At 52.6% G+C, this 16,050-nt stretch carries 17 protein-coding genes and 1 pseudogene; 10 read left to right on the forward strand and 8 right to left on the reverse strand.

Annotation, left to right across the window (positions count from 1 at the left end):
- The first annotated feature begins 212 nt into the window (after positions 1-212).
- From rpe to trpC, 6 genes and pseudogenes are all read left to right on the forward strand, one after another.
- Positions 213-890, forward strand: coding sequence for a ribulose-phosphate 3-epimerase (rpe, locus tag B3729_RS21695; protein ID WP_122041487.1), 678 nt, complete (start codon positions 213-215; stop codon positions 888-890).
- Positions 887-1,573: pseudogene (locus tag B3729_RS21700) on the forward strand (phosphoglycolate phosphatase); the annotation flags it as partial. The gene rpe and the pseudogene B3729_RS21700, both read left to right, overlap by 4 nt.
- A gap of 235 nt (positions 1,574-1,808) precedes the next feature.
- Entirely contained in the window at positions 1,809-3,299 is a 1,491-nt protein-coding gene (gene trpE, locus B3729_RS21705) for an anthranilate synthase component I (protein ID WP_286788979.1), read from the forward strand.
- 12 nt (positions 3,300-3,311) lie between these two features.
- Complete coding sequence (locus B3729_RS21710) at positions 3,312-3,905, forward strand: anthranilate synthase component II (RefSeq protein ID WP_010795966.1); 594 nt, start codon at positions 3,312-3,314, stop codon at positions 3,903-3,905.
- A gap of 2 nt (positions 3,906-3,907) precedes the next feature.
- The gene (gene trpD, locus B3729_RS21715; protein WP_286788980.1) at positions 3,908-4,957 is read left to right on the forward strand and encodes an anthranilate phosphoribosyltransferase; all 1,050 of its coding nucleotides are present in this window, start codon (positions 3,908-3,910) and stop codon (positions 4,955-4,957) included.
- Positions 4,954-5,790 (forward strand): indole-3-glycerol phosphate synthase TrpC, encoded by an 837-nt coding sequence (gene trpC, locus B3729_RS21720; RefSeq protein WP_286788981.1) that lies wholly within the window; start codon positions 4,954-4,956, stop codon positions 5,788-5,790. Before trpD ends, trpC begins: the two co-directional genes overlap by 4 nt.
- A gap of 50 nt (positions 5,791-5,840) precedes the next feature.
- Here the strand turns inward: trpC and crp are convergent, their stop codons facing one another.
- Positions 5,841-6,485, reverse strand: coding sequence for a cAMP-activated global transcriptional regulator CRP (gene crp, locus B3729_RS21725; protein ID WP_010795963.1), 645 nt, complete (start codon positions 6,483-6,485; stop codon positions 5,841-5,843).
- Between the two features lie 208 nt (positions 6,486-6,693).
- On the opposite strand from crp, the gene B3729_RS21730 reads away from it, so the two are divergent.
- Both B3729_RS21730 and speD read left to right on the forward strand, forming a co-directional pair.
- Positions 6,694-7,116 (forward strand): OsmC family protein, encoded by a 423-nt coding sequence (locus B3729_RS21730; protein WP_026004192.1) that lies wholly within the window; start codon positions 6,694-6,696, stop codon positions 7,114-7,116.
- Positions 7,117-7,334: 218 nt separating this feature from the next.
- Positions 7,335-8,129, forward strand: a complete 795-nt coding sequence (gene speD, locus B3729_RS21735) for an adenosylmethionine decarboxylase (RefSeq protein WP_010795961.1) — start codon at positions 7,335-7,337, stop codon at positions 8,127-8,129.
- A gap of 48 nt (positions 8,130-8,177) precedes the next feature.
- Here speD and coq7 read toward each other — a convergent pair whose 3' ends face one another.
- From coq7 to hemJ, 5 genes are all read right to left on the reverse strand, one after another.
- Positions 8,178-8,825: a 2-polyprenyl-3-methyl-6-methoxy-1,4-benzoquinone monooxygenase gene (gene coq7, locus B3729_RS21740; protein WP_010795960.1), complete on the reverse strand. Its 648-nt coding sequence runs from the start codon at positions 8,823-8,825 to the stop codon at positions 8,178-8,180.
- Between the two features lie 41 nt (positions 8,826-8,866).
- Positions 8,867-9,208 carry a histidine triad nucleotide-binding protein gene (locus B3729_RS21745; protein ID WP_010795959.1) on the reverse strand — a complete coding sequence of 114 codons (342 nt, stop codon included), beginning with the start codon at positions 9,206-9,208 and terminating at the stop codon, positions 8,867-8,869.
- 65 nt (positions 9,209-9,273) lie between these two features.
- Positions 9,274-10,062, reverse strand: coding sequence for an SDR family NAD(P)-dependent oxidoreductase (locus B3729_RS21750; protein ID WP_286788982.1), 789 nt, complete (start codon positions 10,060-10,062; stop codon positions 9,274-9,276).
- A gap of 57 nt (positions 10,063-10,119) precedes the next feature.
- Positions 10,120-11,058: a DUF805 domain-containing protein gene (locus tag B3729_RS21755; RefSeq protein WP_286788983.1), complete on the reverse strand. Its 939-nt coding sequence runs from the start codon at positions 11,056-11,058 to the stop codon at positions 10,120-10,122.
- 69 nt (positions 11,059-11,127) lie between these two features.
- The gene (gene hemJ / locus B3729_RS21760; RefSeq protein ID WP_010795956.1) at positions 11,128-11,553 is read right to left on the reverse strand and encodes a protoporphyrinogen oxidase HemJ; all 426 of its coding nucleotides are present in this window, start codon (positions 11,551-11,553) and stop codon (positions 11,128-11,130) included.
- A 178-nt stretch (positions 11,554-11,731) separates the two neighbouring features.
- Between hemJ and erpA the strand changes: the two genes are divergently transcribed.
- Positions 11,732-12,082 carry an iron-sulfur cluster insertion protein ErpA gene (erpA, locus tag B3729_RS21765; protein WP_019367557.1) on the forward strand — a complete coding sequence of 117 codons (351 nt, stop codon included), beginning with the start codon at positions 11,732-11,734 and terminating at the stop codon, positions 12,080-12,082.
- A gap of 43 nt (positions 12,083-12,125) precedes the next feature.
- Here erpA and B3729_RS21770 read toward each other — a convergent pair whose 3' ends face one another.
- Together B3729_RS21770 and B3729_RS21775 are read right to left on the reverse strand one after the other, a co-directional pair.
- Complete coding sequence (locus B3729_RS21770) at positions 12,126-13,220, reverse strand: anhydro-N-acetylmuramic acid kinase (RefSeq protein WP_286788984.1); 1,095 nt, start codon at positions 13,218-13,220, stop codon at positions 12,126-12,128.
- Positions 13,221-13,225: 5 nt separating this feature from the next.
- Positions 13,226-14,656: a peptidoglycan DD-metalloendopeptidase family protein gene (locus B3729_RS21775; RefSeq protein WP_010795953.1), complete on the reverse strand. Its 1,431-nt coding sequence runs from the start codon at positions 14,654-14,656 to the stop codon at positions 13,226-13,228.
- A 171-nt stretch (positions 14,657-14,827) separates the two neighbouring features.
- Here B3729_RS21775 and tyrS point away from each other — a divergent pair, with 171 nt between their 5' ends.
- Complete coding sequence (gene tyrS, locus B3729_RS21780; protein WP_286788985.1) at positions 14,828-16,027, forward strand: tyrosine--tRNA ligase; 1,200 nt, start codon at positions 14,828-14,830, stop codon at positions 16,025-16,027.
- Positions 16,028-16,050: the final 23 nt, after the last annotated feature.

Raw genomic sequence — 16,050 nt, forward strand, 5'->3', positions numbered from 1 at the left:
GTCATGCTGTCATGGGCGATGTCTACCGCGGCACGCAAATAAGAGGCATCTACTTGCACTGACCGCCACAAGCGGCAAGTGTGCCCTGCAAGATGTGCTGTGCAAGACAGCAGCGGGGAGAAATGCCGGTTGTCAGCTCTCTAATGCATGAATGCCCAGCCGCTGCATTGGGTACAATGCCGCTTTCCGCTGACTTGCCTTGAGGCTTTTCCATGCAACCTTATGCTATCGCTCCGTCGATCCTCTCCGCTGACTTTGCCCGTCTGGGTGAAGATGTAGACAAGGTGCTCGCAGCGGGCGCCGATATCGTCCATTTCGATGTTATGGACAACCACTATGTGCCCAATCTCACGATTGGCCCCATGGTCTGTTCGGCGCTACGCAAGTATGGCGTGACGGCGCCTATCGATGTGCATCTGATGGTCAAGCCAGTGGATCGTATTATCGGTGATTTCATTGAGGCGGGCGCCTCGTTCATCACCTTTCACCCGGAGGCTTCAGAGCATATCGACCGCTCACTGCAGCTCATTAAGGCAGGTGGTTGTAAAGCAGGGCTGGTCTTTAACCCGGCGACGTCCCTGGACTGCCTGAAATACGTCATGGACAAGATCGACATGGTGTTGCTGATGAGTGTAAATCCGGGCTTTGGTGGCCAAAAGTTCATTCCGAAAACACTCGACAAGCTGCGCGAGGCACGTGAGCTGATCGATGCCTCCGGCCTGCCGATTCGTCTGGAAATCGATGGCGGCGTCAACGTTTCCAACATCGGTGAAATCGCACGTGCCGGTGCCGATACGTTTGTTGCGGGCTCCGCCATCTTTAATGCGCCGGATTATGCAGAGGTCATCAAGACCATGCGTAATGAGCTGGCCAAGGCACGTGCGGTATGAGTCAAGGCGTGCTGGAAACCTTGTTTGATGGAAAGCAGCCACGGCTGATCATGTTTGATCTGGACGGCACGCTTCTCGATTCAGCCCCAGATCTGGCCGCAGCGGTTGATGCCATGCTTGAAACGCTAGGTCGACCCCCTGCAGGGCTGGATAAGGTCAGGCTGTGGATTGGCAATGGAGCCCGTGTGCTGGTTCGTCGTGCCTTGGCGGATCAGATGGAGCACAGCCACATCACGGAGGCTGAGGCAGATGAGGCACTGAGCCTTTTCATGTCTCTTTATGGGGGCAGCCACGAGCTCACGGTCGTGTACCCCGGCGTTCAGGAAGCGCTGGCGACGCTCAAGGCCAAAGGGATTGCGATGGCCGTCATTACCAACAAGCCGGAGCGCTTTGTTGCCCCACTTCTGGATGACATGCAGCTGGGCGGTTTTTTCTCCTGGATCGTAGGAGGGGATACGTTACCTCAACAAAAGCCTGATCCTGCCGGGCTCCTCTATATCTTGGGCAAGGCGGGTGCCAAGCCTGACGACGCCTTATTCATTGGTGATTCACGTAACGATATCCGTGCTGCACGGGCTGCCGGAGTGCGCTGCGTCGCGATGACCTATGGCTACAATCATGGTCAGCCCATAGCCGATGAGTCACCTGACTGGCTACTGGACGACCTTAGGCAGTTACTGGCTTAGCGATAAAATGCCACACTCGCTATGGCAAAGAGGTTGATTCAGCGAGTTGCCTGAGCTAGTGTGGCCGTATTCCTATCTACCCGGTGAAGAGATCGAATCGTGGTGGTCACCTGCAAACTGTGGATGAAGGTCATCAAGGCCCTGGCGCGTTGGCGCTGGCGCGCCTGACTCATTCCTGGCCGGCATGCCCGGCGCGTTTTGCACCTGACCTTTACCCTCCACGAGGCTGATCATGACCCGCGAAGAATTCCTGCGTTTGGCCGCTGCCGGCTATAACCGTATTCCCCTGACATTCGAAACCCTGGCTGATTTCGACACGCCGCTGTCGCTTTATCTCAAGTTGGCCGATACCACCAATACGTACCTGCTTGAGTCTGTCCAAGGTGGTGAAAAATGGGGTCGCTACTCCATTATCGGGCTGCCCAGTCGCACCGTACTGCGAGTCTATGGTCACCAGGCCACGATTCATGAGGGCGATGAGGTCGTCGAAACCGTTGAGGTCGAGGACCCGCTAGCGTTTGTCGAAGCATTCCAGCAGCGCTATCGCGTGCCCACACTGCCTAACCTTCCGCGCTTCAATGGTGGCTTGGTCGGCTATTTCGGCTACGACTGTGTCCGCTACGTTGAAAAGCGCCTGGGTGCCTGCCCCAATCCTGACCCGCTGGGCAATCCCGATATCCTGCTGATGGTATCTGATGCTGTCGTGGTGTTCGATAATCTATCTACCAAGATGCATGCCATCGTGCTGGTCGACCCGGCCGATGAAAATGCCTACGACCAAGGCAAAGCGCGCCTGGATGAATTACTGGAGCGCCTGCGTCAGCCTATTACGCCGCGCCGTGGACTCGATTTCAGTGCACCTCAGGCGCAGGAGCCCAAGTTTCGAGCCAGCTTTACTCAAGCGGATTACGAACAGGCGGTTGTCAAGATCAAGGACTATATCTTGGCTGGGGACTGCATGCAGGTCGTGCCTTCCCAGCGGATGTCCATCGATTTCAAGGCCGCCCCCATCGACCTCTATCGCGCGCTACGCTGCTTCAACCCAACGCCCTACATGTACTTCTTCAACTTCGGTGATTTCCATGTCGTAGGCAGTTCGCCGGAAGTCCTTGTTCGAGTAGAGGAAGGGCTGGTAACGGTTAGACCTATCGCCGGAACGCGTCCACGAGGAGCGTCTGAGGAGCAGGATCTTGAGCTCGAAAAAGACCTGCTCAGTGATGAAAAGGAAATTGCCGAGCATCTGATGCTGATCGATCTAGGTCGTAATGATGTTGGCCGCGTATCGTCGACCGGCTCGGTCAAGCTGACCGAAAAAATGGTGATCGAGCGTTATTCCAATGTCATGCACATCGTGTCCAACGTGACCGGCCAGCTCAAGGACGATTTCAATGCCATGGATGCCCTGCGTGCCATCCTGCCGGCAGGTACGCTGTCCGGCGCGCCGAAGATCCGCGCCATGGAAATCATCGACGAGCTGGAGCCTGTCAAGCGAGGTGTCTACGGCGGTGCCGTAGGATATCTGGCCTGGAATGGCAATATGGATACTGCCATCGCGATTCGTACTGCCGTCATCAAAAACGGTGAGCTTCATGTTCAGGCCGGTGGGGGCATCGTTGCAGACTCTCAACCTGCTGCGGAATGGGAGGAAACGATCAATAAACGTCGTGCGATGTTCCGCGCGGTTGCACTGGCTGAACAAACTTCTACGACTTCGCGTACCTGAAGGAGCGCTACCATGTTACTGATGCTGGATAACTACGACTCCTTCACCTATAACCTCGTGCAATACCTGGGCGAGTTAGGGGCAGACGTAAAAGTCGTACGCAACGATGAAACGACCGTAAACGAAATCGATGCGCTGGCGCCGGAGCGCATTGTCGTTTCCCCAGGCCCCTGCACACCGAATGAGGCAGGCGTCTCGCTCGAACTGCTGAAACATTTCGCAGGCAAAGTGCCTACTTTGGGTGTGTGCCTTGGTCATCAGAGCCTGGGGCAGGCATTTGGAGGTGAGGTGGTCAGAGCGCGTGAGCCGATGCATGGCAAAACGAGCCTGGTTTATCACAAGGGTGAGGGTGTATTTGCCGGATTGCCCAACCCCTTTACGGTCACGCGCTACCATTCGCTTGTGGTGAAACGAGAAACGCTGCCGGACTGTCTGGAAATTACTGCCTGGACTCAACACGAAGATGGAACCATGGATGAAATCATGGGGCTCCGTCACCGCGAGTACATGCTGGAAGGTGTCCAGTTTCACCCCGAGTCGATTCTTACCGAATACGGTCATGACCTGCTGGCCAATTTCCTCAAGCAGACCGGAGGCGCACGCTAGTCATGGATATCAAGGAAGCGCTCGGCAAAATCGTCAGTCAACTCGACCTGACCACAAGCGAAATGCAGGACGTTATGCGCCAGATCATGACCGGGCAATGTGATGATGCCCAGATCGGCGCTTTTCTCATGGGCATGCGTATCAAGAGCGAAACCATCGATGAAATTTGTGGTGCCGTAAGCGTGATGCGCGAGCTGGCTACCAAGGTTGAATTGCCCAGCCTTGAGCACGTTGTGGATATCGTGGGAACAGGAGGGGATGGGGCCAATATCTTCAATGTATCATCGGCTTCTGTCTTTGTTGTCGCGGCTGCTGGGGGAAAAGTAGCCAAGCACGGCAACCGTGCTGTTTCAGGTAAAAGCGGCAGTGCCGACCTGCTTGAAGCGGCGGGGATTTATCTCAACCTGACGCCCGAACAAATAGCCCGTTGCGTTAACGAGATAGGGGTAGGCTTCATGTTTGCCCAATCTCACCACAGTGCGATGCGCCATGCTGCAGGCCCTCGAAAGTCTCTGGGGCTGCGTACGTTATTCAACATGCTAGGTCCGTTGACCAGTCCAGCCGGTGTCTTGCATCAAGTAGTAGGGGTATTCACGCCTGCACTGTGCCGTCCCCTTGCCGAAGTGCTGCAGCGGCTAGGCAGCAAGCATGTGCTGGTTGTTCACTCCAGGGATGGGCTTGACGAGTTCAGCCTGGCGGCGCCTACACGTGTTGCTGAACTCAAGGATGGACAAATTCAAGAGTATGAAGTCCTTCCGGAGGATGTTGGTATCAAGAGTCAGAGCTTGATCGGGCTTACAGTCGACAGCCCGGAGGCTTCATTAAGTCTGATCCGGGATGCCCTGGGGCGTCGGAAAACCGAGGCTGGGCAAAAGGCCGCTGACATGATTGTGCTTAATGCGGGAGCCGCATTGTATGCAGCTGATCTAGCTTCAAGTTTGCAAGAAGGTGTCAATCTGGCGCATGACGCGTTGTACAGCGGCCTTGCCCGGGAAAAAATGGATGAGTTGGCCAGCTTTACAGCGGTATACAAAGTGGAGAATCAAGCGTGAGCGTACCTACCGTTCTGCAAAAAATCCTGGCCCGCAAAGCTGAAGAAGTAGCACGGCGTAAGTCAGCGCTTCCACTGGCCGATCTGGAGGCCTTGGCGCAGGCCTCTGAATCACCAAGGGGATTTGCCCAGGCCCTGATGGATCGCGTGGCGCGAAGAGAACCAGCGGTCATTGCTGAGGTCAAGAAGGCCTCGCCCAGTAAGGGTGTCCTGCGGGAGGAGTTCGTGCCGGCAGATATTGCGCGAAGCTATGAAGCAGGCGGCGCGACCTGTCTTTCGGTCCTGACGGATATCGATTTCTTTCAGGGCAGCGATGCCTATTTGAAGGAAGCCCGGGCAGCCTGCTCATTACCTATCATTCGTAAAGACTTTATGATCGATCCATACCAGGTCATTGAAGCCCGTGCGATTGGTGCTGACTGCATTCTTCTCATCGTGTCCGCCCTAGACGATACCTTGATGGCAGAGCTAGCCGCTACAGCAAAGTCGGTTGGCCTCGATGTGCTTGTTGAAGTTCACGATGCAAATGAGTTGGAGCGAGCGCTGAAAACGCTCGATACGCCGCTGATCGGTATCAATAACCGCAATCTGCATACATTTGAGGTGAGCCTGGAAACAACACTGGACCTGTTGCCATCTATTCCGCGAGAGCGTCTGGTGGTAACCGAGAGTGGCATTCTGAACAGGGCTGACGTTGAGCTGATGCAAGTCAGCGATGTGCATGCCTTTTTAGTAGGTGAAGCATTCATGCGTGCAGAGGATCCCGGACACGAGCTGCACCGGCTGTTCTTTCCTGAAAGACGCGCGGGGATCTCCTCCCCCGACGTAGAGTGATTAATAAAAAAGCCGGCGCGAGCCGGCTTTTTTGTCAGAGCATGGTGTGTTTAGCGAGTACCAAACACAACCATTGTCTTGCCTTTCACATGGACAAGGCCCTGCTCTTCCAGAGACTTGAGTACGCGACCGACCATTTCACGTGAGCATCCAACGATGCGACCAATTTCTTGGCGTGTGATTTTGATCTGCATACCGTCCGGATGCGTCATGGCGTCGGGCTGTTTGCACAAGTCAAGCAGCGTACGAGCGACACGACCAGTCACGTCCAGGAAGGCAAGATCACCTACCTTACGCGTAGTCTGGCGCAGACGCTCGGCCATCTGGCGGCCCAGCGAGAAGAGCATGTCGGGATCTTGCTGGCTCAGTTCTCTGAACTGGCTGTAGCTGATCTCGGCAACCTCGCACTCCGTGCGTGCACGAACCCAGGCGCTGCGTTCGGGTTCGCTTCCTTCCTTGGCAAATAGCCCCATCTCGCCGAAAAAGTCGCCCGCATTCAAATAGGCAATGATCATTTCGCGACCTTCGTCGTCCTCGATCAGAATCGTTACCGACCCTTTGAGGATGAAGAACAGGCTTTCACTGTTATCACCCGCATAAATGATCGTCGTCTTGGCGGTATAGCGGCGACGCGAGCAATGCGCGAGCAGTTTATCGAGATGTTGAAGTTTTGCAGGAGGAATAATAGCGGCCATGCTGGTTCCTGAAGTTGAGACAAGCCTTGTCTACAGGGATTTGAACATATCGGCAAGTTTGCCACTAAATTAAAGTGAATTTTTACTCTGCAGATCACGACTTGTGAAGTGTGCGACGTGACTAACAGTTTAATGGCAGTTTGATAGCATTCCATCACATTTATGGGGCTGTGGTACTCTATTTTTTTACTTGCTGTGGAGTCTCATGGTGAAAGCACGAATTCAATGGGCCGGTGAGGCCATGTTTCTGGGCGAGTCGGGCAGTGGCCATGTGGTTGTCATGGACGGCCCTCCTGATCATGGCGGTCGTAACCTAGGCGTCCGCCCAATGGAGGCTCTGCTAATCGGCTTGGGTGGCTGCACCAGCTTTGATGTGATGAGTATCTTAAAGAAATCTCGCCAGGCTGTAGAGAGCTGTGAGGCCTTTCTTGAGGCTGAGCGGGCTGAATCCGAACCCAAGGTATTTACCAAGATACACATCCGCTTTGTGGTCAAGGGCCGTGACTTGAAGGAAGCGCAGGTCAAGCGCGCCATTGAGCTGTCTGCAGAAAAGTATTGTTCAGCTTCCATCATGCTGGAGCGTGCGGGCGTCGAGATTTCGCACGGATACGAGATCATAGAGCTTAATTAAGCCCTGACTGTCATCAATTCATCGTCTTTCGGGCGCAACCTCTGGCGGATAGCCCTCAGGCTCTGCATAATGCGCCCCTTTTCAGGGCAAGGCCCGACAAGCACAGCCACAATCGCCAATGCGAAGAGGTATGAAACGGCCCTACGCACCTGCGCCTTATGCAGATGACGGGCATTCACGACCACGGTCAGAGACCGTACCTATGGGAGTTCCCTACGGTGAAAAGTAAACTCAGGCTCCATGGTTTCAACAACCTGACGAAGACCTTGAGCTTCAATATCTATGACATCTGCTATGCAGAGACGTCAGAAGATCAGCAAGCCTATGTACAGTACATTGATGAAGAGTATGACGCCGAGCGTCTGACTCAGATCCTGACAGACGTCGTGGATATCATCGGTGCCAATATTCTGAATATCGCTCGCCAGGATTACGACCCTCAGGGCGCCAGCGTGACCATTCTCATTTCGGAGCAGCCTGTTGAGCCTACCGAAAGCCAGATCGAGGAATCACCCGGTCCGCTACGTGAAACAATTCTAGGGCATCTGGATAAAAGCCATATTACGGTTCATACCTATCCGGAAATTCATCCCGTTGACGGTATAGCCACATTCCGTGTCGATATCGATGTGTCTACCTGTGGCGTCATCTCACCGCTAAAGGCATTGAATTATCTGATTCATCAGTTTGATTCGGATATTGTGACTGTCGACTATCGCGTTCGTGGTTTTACCCGCGATGTGGAAGGACGCAAGCACTTTATCGATCATGAGATCAATTCCATCCAGAACTACCTGTCTGAAGACACGCGTTCGGCCTATCAGATGACGGATGTAAACGTCTATCAGGACAATCTGTTCCACACCAAGATGCTATTGAAAGAGTTCGAGCTAGAAAATTACCTGTTTGGTGATGCTACTCAGAATCTTTCGCGTGAGCAGCGTGAGCAGGTAACGCAACGCCTCAAGCATGAGATGCGTGAGATATTTTCTGGTCGTAACCTGCCTCGTTAAGCAGCAGGTTGAAATTAAAAGGGCGCTTTGAGCGCCCTTTTTGTTGTCTTAAATGCGGTATGTGCTTTTGGTCATGACCTTTGAAAGAAGCGTCATGCCAAGTTTGATAGGCGTAGCGAAGCGTAGCCCGCCTGCATCCAGGGCATGATCCGCATGTTGCTCCTCGTCAATGCGCATCTGCTCAAGAATCGCTCGGGAGCGCTTGTCTTCCGAAGGAAGCTGCATCAGGTGCTCATCAAGATGCTTACAGACTTGCTCTTCTGTCGCGGCGACAAAGCCAAGGCTGAGACGATCGCTGATCAGGCCAGCAGTCGCGCCGATGCTAAATGATAGGCCATAGAACAATGGATTAAGTACGCTGGTATGGCTTCCCAACTCCTTAATTCGCTGTTCGCACCAGGCGAGGTGATCAATCTCCTCGTCAGCGGCTTCTTCCATGGCGCTTCGAATTTCAGGCAGCTTGGCCGTCAAGGCCTGTCCCTGATAGAGCGCTTGTGCGCACACTTCTCCGGTGTGGTTGATGCGCATCAGTCCAGCCACGTGCCGGGTGCTGGACTCATCCAGCTCGGCTTCCGAATGACTCAGCGCAGGAGAGGCCCTATTAGGGTGTCCATTGAAGGGCAGCAGTGTTTTTAATGCAGCATCAACCTGCATGAACAGGTGATCTGCAGGGGAATAGTGACGATCGTTAGCCATTCCAATCTCCAGGTTCAAATCAGGGGAGGGTAAAGGAACGCTTAACCCGGCGGCCACGTCATTTGCCGTTGGCCAAGTACATGCATATGGATGTGGTAAACCGTTTGTCCACCCATTGGATTACAGTTCATGACCACCCGGAAGCCTTCATCGCAACCTTGTTCCTGGGCCAGGCGTTGTGCCGTAAACAGGATATGACCTGCTAGCGTCTTGTCATCGGTTTCGCTCAGGTCATGAAGCGTGGCGATATGCTTCTTGGGAATGACAAGAAAATGAACGGGGGCCTGGGGCGATATGTCATGGAAGGCAATGACATGATCGTCCTCATAAAGCTTGCGGGCTGGAATCTCTCCCGCCACGATTTTACAGAACAGGCAGTCCATGGATGTCTCCTGTGTATTTGAAGATCAAAGTGTAGCGAGGGTTATCTTTTGCGCACAGACGCAAGTCAAGGTGATGTCAGCATGCGGCCTATTCTGGCGGTAACTTTTCTTACAAGTGAGCGTGGCAAAAAACGAGGTACCATTGCCGTCAGGCGGTTTCGCCATCCGCAATGAATGATGGCCTTGCGCTTGGCGAGGCCATGCATGGCGATCAATGCAACCTCCTCGGCGCCCATCATGGTTTTGCCTTTCTCCATTGAGGCAGTCTGCATGCCAGCTTTGCGGAAAAAGCTTGTACGCGTTGGGCCAGGGCATAACACCGAGACGGAAATGCCTCGGCTTTTTAGTTCTTCACGCAGCCCTTCGGAAAGATGCAGGACATACGCCTTGCTGGCGGCATAGCTGCTCATAAGCGGAATGGGCTGGAAGGCGGCTGTCGAAGCCACGTTGAGAATCTGTCCGCCGCCCTGTTGAGCCATGTGCGCACCTAGGGCATGGCAGAGGCGAGTCAGAGCCAGCACATTCAACTCAATAAGGTGCTGCTCGCGTGACCAGTCGGAGGAAAGAAAGGGGCCGCCAGTCCCCATGCCTGCACAGTTCACAAGCAGGTCGATAACCTTCTCGCTCTGCTCAAGCTCGTGCAGAAGCCCTGTCACATGCAGCGGCTCCGACAGATCGCAAACACGATAAAGTACTTCCACGCCAAATCGCTGGGCCAGCTCACTGGCAATGCTTTCAAGTGCCTCCCGCTTTCGGGCAAGTAAGATCAAGGGATGACCGCGGCGCGCCAGTGCTTCAGCAAGCGCAAGGCCTATTCCACTAGAGGCGCCAGTAATTAATGCATAGCGAGGCATGATGCTCCCTCAGAAGTACGGCATGAAGTTGGACCGCTCCGGCGTGGTAGGGTGCCCTTAGCTAGGGCGCACAAGGGAGGCCAGAATCATGGCGATCACAATAAATAGCCAGATACCCGCTAAAAGCTTGACCGCCATGCTGTTAGGTGGAGGCGGTGCACCATAGCGATTGGCTGTACGTGATCCTGGTAAGACCATCAGCACAAAAGTAAACAGGCCTCCTATGAGCGGAACGATGCTCAAAAGCCAGAGCCAGCCTGACCAGCCTAGATCATGCAAGCGTTGAACACCTATGCTCAGGTTAATGAATAGCATTGCAAGGCCAAGCAGGGCACTAAGCCCAAGCCCTGTAAGGATTGAGGAATGCGACGTCATGAGACTTGAGATCCCTACCGTTGTCAGCAGCATAAAAAAGGCAGCAAAAAAAGCGGCAGATGCTACAAGCGACCAAGCTAAAAAGCGCAGGCGTCCTATTCGACCTTTGAGGCTGAAGATCTTCAAGGCACCGTGTTCATGTTCGCCATGGGTATAAAGGTCTGCTTGAGGCGGAGCATAAGGAGACGCGGCCATCACTGGCGCAGCTGACGGCGCGGGCGGCTCTGACGCTAGCTCAGCCTGACGTGCCAGGTACTTTTCAACAATAATGCCGCACTGCTCGCATTCGTCGCGCTTGATCTGCTCATGTCCACATTTTGGACAAGTCATTAACCGTGTGCTTTCTTTTGCTAGTGTTTCTCTGTCTTCAACCAGCGTAAGCATGGAGGCCAAGTCCTGTTCTTTCCTGGCTTGAGCGCCAGCTTGTCTCAAGGCTGCCAGATAACGATCAGCTTCAGGTTCCGAAAGGTCCCTTTTTAATGTAACGGGACCGCGAAACAGCTGGGCTATTTTCTGCGTATCACTTTTGAAAAGTTTCGCAAGATTCTCCAGTACATCATCTCGACTGACACCGGGGAGCAATTGCCCATCAAAGGTAATCTTGTAACGCGTATCAGACATGGCGAGCTTCCTTGTCGCACAATAGAAGAGGCACGCAGCATATTGTCAGGATATGCTGCGTCTGGAAATTTAGTAGGGTTTGATGACAACCAGAATCACGATCGCAATCAGGATCAGGACGGGAGCTTCATTAAACCAGCGGTAGAATACATGACTGTGTTTGTTTTCACCTCGCGCAAAGCGTTTCAGCATGGCACCGCACATGTGGTGATAGCCGACCAGCAAAAAGACAAGTGCAAGCTTGGTATGCATCCAGCCCTGACTCAGCCAGCCTGGATTCAGGACCAGTAATACAATGCCGAAAACAAGCGTAGCCAACATTGAAGGCAGCATGATTCCTCGATACAGCTTTCGCTCCATCAGAATGAAGCGCTCACGGCTAACGGTGTCTTCACTTTGCGCGTGGTAGACAAACAGTCGGGGCAAATAGAACAGACCGGCAAACCAGCAGACTAAAGCTATGATGTGTAACGCTTTGATCCATAGATAGAGCATCAAGTATCTCCGGCAATATAAAACCAGAGATAGTAGATGCCCGTGTTACAGGCGTCACCTTATAAGCGATTTAAGTTTTAATTATCGGTCGGTCGCAGAATAGTTGACCATTTTTCTGGGTTAAGCGGATAATGTTGCATATTGCAGTTGGTATCGGCGAAAGCCGGGAGATTCAAGCATGACCATCGAAACCTTCATTCCGACTCCCTTATTGTTCTCCCCCGGTGCAGCCAATAAGGTAAAGAACTTAATCGATGAGGAGGGCAACCCTCGTCTTAAGCTGCGCGTGTTTGTGACGGGGGGAGGGTGTTCTGGCTTCCAGTACGGCTTTACATTTGATGAAGATACGGCTGAAGACGACACCATTGTAGAGCGTGACGGCGTAAGTCTGGTTGTCGATCCCATGAGCTTCCAGTATCTGGCTGGCGCTGAAGTCGATTATCAGGAGGGGCTGGAGGGTTCGCGTTTCGTCATTAAGAACCCTAATGCGGCAACTACATGTGGCTGCGGTCAGTCTTTCTCAATCTAAGAAGGCTTTACTGAGGCGCCGCGTTTAAACGCGGCGCTTTCGCTTAGGCAGGATACAGCGCGCCTAAGATTCTAGGCCCCTTAGCCGCTGTTACGTCCGGGCAGTTACCCGGTATGCGCTCAACAAAACAATGTGCCAGCCAGGCAAATGCCATTGCTTCTACCAAGTCTGGCGAAACGCCAAGTTCGTCTGTGGTTGTAACGAGCGTTTCTGGTAAATGAGCAGAGAGTCGCTTAAGCAGAAACTCATTGTGAGCACCGCCGCCGCAGATAAATAGCTCGGCACATGTGGGTTGAACCAGTCGCAGCGAATCACAGACAGAAATGGCGGTAAGCTCGGCCAGGGTTGCCTGAACATCGGCTACCGGTATCGCAGGAAGCACTGAGAGCTTTTGTTTTAACCAGCTTAAATTGAATAGCTCGCGCCCAGTACTTTTAGGCCCCTGTTTGGCAAAGAAAGGATCAGACAAAAAGGCATTAAGAAGCATGGATGAAATGGAGCCACTGGCAGCCCAGGAACCAAACTGGTCATAAGGCTCGCCTTTGTGCTCGTTTATCCATGCATCCATCAATACATTACCTGGGCCGCAATCAAAGCCTTCTATAGGGTGGCCGGGTGATAGCAATGTAATATTGGTAAATCCGCCGATGTTAAGAATAGCTCGCTCTTTCGCCGGATCTCCAAAGATGGCCGCGTGAAAAGCAGGGACGAGGGGAGCACCTTGTCCACCAGCAGCTACATCCCGTCGACGAAAATCTGCAACAACATCAATCCCTGTCAGCTCTGCAAGAAGTGCCGGGTTGCCGATCTGAATCGTGTAGCCATCAGATGGACTATGCCTGACTGTCTGCCCGTGACTACCAATCGCTCTGATATGCGAGGTCGATAGCTGCGCTTCGCTGAGGAGTTGCTCAATACCTTGGGCAGCCAACTGGACCCAATCCTGCTCAGCCAGTGCGGCACGTTCCAGTTCGTTGTCGCCAGCACTGCACAGCTCAAGAAGCTTATGTTTGAGGCTCGATGGCATCGGCACATAATGAGAGCCGATAAGCGTGCATCTAGTAGCTGTTTGATCAATAAGGGCAATGTCCAGTCCGTCCAAGCTGGTACCAGACATTAGCCCTATATAAAGCGTCATACCTGTCAACGCTTGTTCATGGCAAGAAGGGTGGACTTTTCCTGGTCCATGCGGGCCATTAAAGGCTGGCTTTGGCTCAAGAAACGTTTCACCTCATTTTTTGCGATAGGATCAGCCATAGGTAGCTTTACGCCGAGCGGATCGACATGCGTACCATTGATGCGGAATTCATAGTGCAAATGAGGTCCCGTTGCGAGTCCTGTCATGCCTACATATCCAATAACCTGTCCTTGCTTGACCTGTACGCCTGGTCGAATGCCTTGACCGAATTTGCTCATATGTCCATAAACAGTGCTGTAGCGCTGTCCGTGCTGGATTACTACAGCGTTTCCGTAACCACCCTTGCGCCCAGCTTCTACCACTTTGCCATCCCCTGTCGCATGGATAGGCGTACCGGTTGGTGCTGCGTAGTCCACACCCTTATGCGCACGAATCTTGCTCAGGACAGGATGGTAACGACCCAGAGAAAAACGAGAGCTGATACGGGTAAACTCTACTGGAGTACGAATAAATGCCCTACGCATGCTGCTACCGTCAGCCGTGTAGTAATTCGTAGTGCCTTGCTTGCTGGTATAGCGGACTGCGGTAAAGGTTTTACCGCGGTTGGTGAAGCGCGCCGCTAAAATGTTGCCGTTGCCGACACGCTTTCCATCGACCACCTTCTTTTCGTAGATGACCTCGAATTCGTCGCCTTCTCGTATATCCAGTGCGAAGTCAATATCATAGGCGAACACGTTGGCCAGTGACATGATCATGTCGTGGGATAGGCCGGCGCGTCGGCCAGCTGTAAATAGAGAGCTATCAATAACGCCGCGTGCATAAGCCTTTTCAACATCAGGCTGTGCTATTTCACGCTTAAAGTCATAACCACTTTCAGCTTTGGAGATCGTGATGGTTTCCAAGGCGTTTGGCTTGCTTCGGAAGCCGAGCAGGTCACCGGTCTGAGATACCTTGAATTCGAGCTTTTGGCCTATGTGAATTCGGCTAAGGGCTTTGGCTTCTTTGTCGCTATTTAAAACGTCTTGCAGCACGTTTGCTGACAAACCGGCTGCCGAGAATAATGTGGAAAGCGTGTCGCCATTTTTAACAGTTTCGACTTTCCACTGAGGGTCAACTGAGGCAAGGCTTTCGGTAGAAGAGGGTTCAGCTGGGTTGGGTTCTTGAGCCGTTTCGGTTGACTCAGGAATACTGGCGAACGGACTTTCAGTTGTGGACGCTTCAGGCTCTGAGAGAGTGCTTAGCTGTCGAAGGTCATCCTTTTCTTGAATAATGCGCTCAGCACTATTCTGAATATCCATATTAACGAGCGTTTTCTTTGCCTCGACATCGCGAGAAGGAAACACCAGCAGAGCCAAACTCAGAAGCGCAGCGACCCCACTAGCAGCCAGGATATGGCTTTTAGGATACAACGGGCTTTTTGGAGTTGGTTGTGTCATGACGTAGCGGTGCTTTTGAGCATGAATAACTGCCTAAAATATAATCAAATAAAGTTCCGAACAACCCTTAATAATTTTCAATATGTGCCTGATAGGTAGAGGTTTCTGGAAATCTTGTTTTTATCAGGTGATCTTGTATGGTTGCGCCATTAATTTAAGCGGGATTGGCTAATGAAATCGGTAGAAGAACAGTTAGCGCTGATCAAGCGTGGAGCTGACGAGCTTTTGGTTGAATCTGAGCTCATTACAAAGCTTAAGAAAGGGACTCCGTTGCGTATCAAAGCAGGCTTTGATCCTACAGCTCCAGACCTTCATCTAGGCCATACCGTTCTGATCAATAAGCTACGTCAATTCCAGGAGCTGGGTCATCAGGTCATTTTCCTGATTGGTGACTTCACAGGCATGATTGGCGATCCCAGTGGTAAAAGCACGACTCGTCCACCATTGACGCGTGACCAGGTTCTTGAAAACGCCGAAACCTATAAAGCTCAGGTATTCAAGATATTGGATCCGGCGAAGACTGAAGTGGCGTTTAATTCTGCTTGGATGGACAAGCTTACACCGGCTGACTTTATCCGCCTGGCGTCTCAGTACACGGTCGCACGTATGCTTGAACGTGACGATTTCAGTAAGCGGTACGCGACTAATCAACCCATTGCTATTCATGAGTTCTTGTACCCCCTGGTTCAGGGGTATGACTCGGTTGCATTGAAAGCAGATGTCGAGCTTGGTGGAACTGATCAGAAATTCAATTTGTTAATGGGCCGCGAGTTGCAGCGTGCCTATGGCCAAGAGGCGCAGTCCATTCTCACCATGCCTTTGCTTGAGGGGCTGGATGGCGTCAAGAAGATGTCCAAGTCGCTTGGCAACTATATAGGCATCCAGGAAGCGCCTGGCGTTATGTACAATAAGATCGTTTCAATGCCTGACTCGCTGATGTGGCGATATTTTGAGCTTTTAAGCTTTAGGGCGATGAGTGAGATTGAAGCGTTTCGCCATGATGTAGAGGCGGGTGCCAATCCGCGCGATATCAAGATCAAGTTGGCCGAGGAGATCGTTGCCCGGTTCCATGGTGAGGAGGCAGCTGCTACCGCTCACCGTTCTGCTGGCAATCGCATGAAGGACGGCGAGCTACCAGAGGAAATTCCAGAGGTAACGTTAACGACTGCGGAGGATATGCCCGTAGCCGCAGTGCTCAATCGCGCAGGTCTGGTAAAGAACTCAGCTGCTGCACGTGATTTGCTGAACGCAGGTAGCGTAAAGGTTGATGGTGAAGTAGTAGATCGAAGCTTTGTCTTCAAGTTGGGTACCACTCATGTTTGTCAGGCAGGCAAGAAGGCATTTGCCCGCATTGTTATTAAAGCTGAGTAGTTCAAAATAAAGCTTGACCTGTG

Origin of the sequence: Pseudomonas sp. UBA3149 (assembly GCF_002364655.1) — a bacterium.
Classification (GTDB): Bacteria; Pseudomonadota; Gammaproteobacteria; order Pseudomonadales; family Pseudomonadaceae; genus Chryseomonas; species Chryseomonas luteola.

Coding starts and splice junctions, on each gene's coding strand:
- B3729_RS21770 (WP_286788984.1), bottom strand. CDS start 13,220: ATGACGCTTTATATAGGGCTAATGTCTGGTACCAGCTTGGACGGACTG.
- B3729_RS21750 (WP_286788982.1), bottom strand. CDS start 10,062: ATGCCTCGCTATGCATTAATTACTGGCGCCTCTAGTGGAATAGGCCTT.
- B3729_RS21745 (WP_010795959.1), bottom strand. CDS start 9,208: ATGGACTGCCTGTTCTGTAAAATCGTGGCGGGAGAGATTCCAGCCCGC.
- crp (WP_010795963.1), bottom strand. CDS start 6,485: ATGGCCGCTATTATTCCTCCTGCAAAACTTCAACATCTCGATAAACTG.
- B3729_RS21710 (WP_010795966.1), top strand. CDS start 3,312: ATGTTACTGATGCTGGATAACTACGACTCCTTCACCTATAACCTCGTG.
- rpe (WP_122041487.1), top strand. CDS start 213: ATGCAACCTTATGCTATCGCTCCGTCGATCCTCTCCGCTGACTTTGCC.
- trpD (WP_286788980.1), top strand. CDS start 3,908: ATGGATATCAAGGAAGCGCTCGGCAAAATCGTCAGTCAACTCGACCTG.
- tyrS (WP_286788985.1), top strand. CDS start 14,828: ATGAAATCGGTAGAAGAACAGTTAGCGCTGATCAAGCGTGGAGCTGAC.
- B3729_RS21775 (WP_010795953.1), bottom strand. CDS start 14,656: ATGACACAACCAACTCCAAAAAGCCCGTTGTATCCTAAAAGCCATATC.
- erpA (WP_019367557.1), top strand. CDS start 11,732: ATGACCATCGAAACCTTCATTCCGACTCCCTTATTGTTCTCCCCCGGT.
- B3729_RS21755 (WP_286788983.1), bottom strand. CDS start 11,058: ATGTCTGATACGCGTTACAAGATTACCTTTGATGGGCAATTGCTCCCC.
- coq7 (WP_010795960.1), bottom strand. CDS start 8,825: ATGGCTAACGATCGTCACTATTCCCCTGCAGATCACCTGTTCATGCAG.
- hemJ (WP_010795956.1), bottom strand. CDS start 11,553: ATGCTCTATCTATGGATCAAAGCGTTACACATCATAGCTTTAGTCTGC.
- trpE (WP_286788979.1), top strand. CDS start 1,809: ATGACCCGCGAAGAATTCCTGCGTTTGGCCGCTGCCGGCTATAACCGT.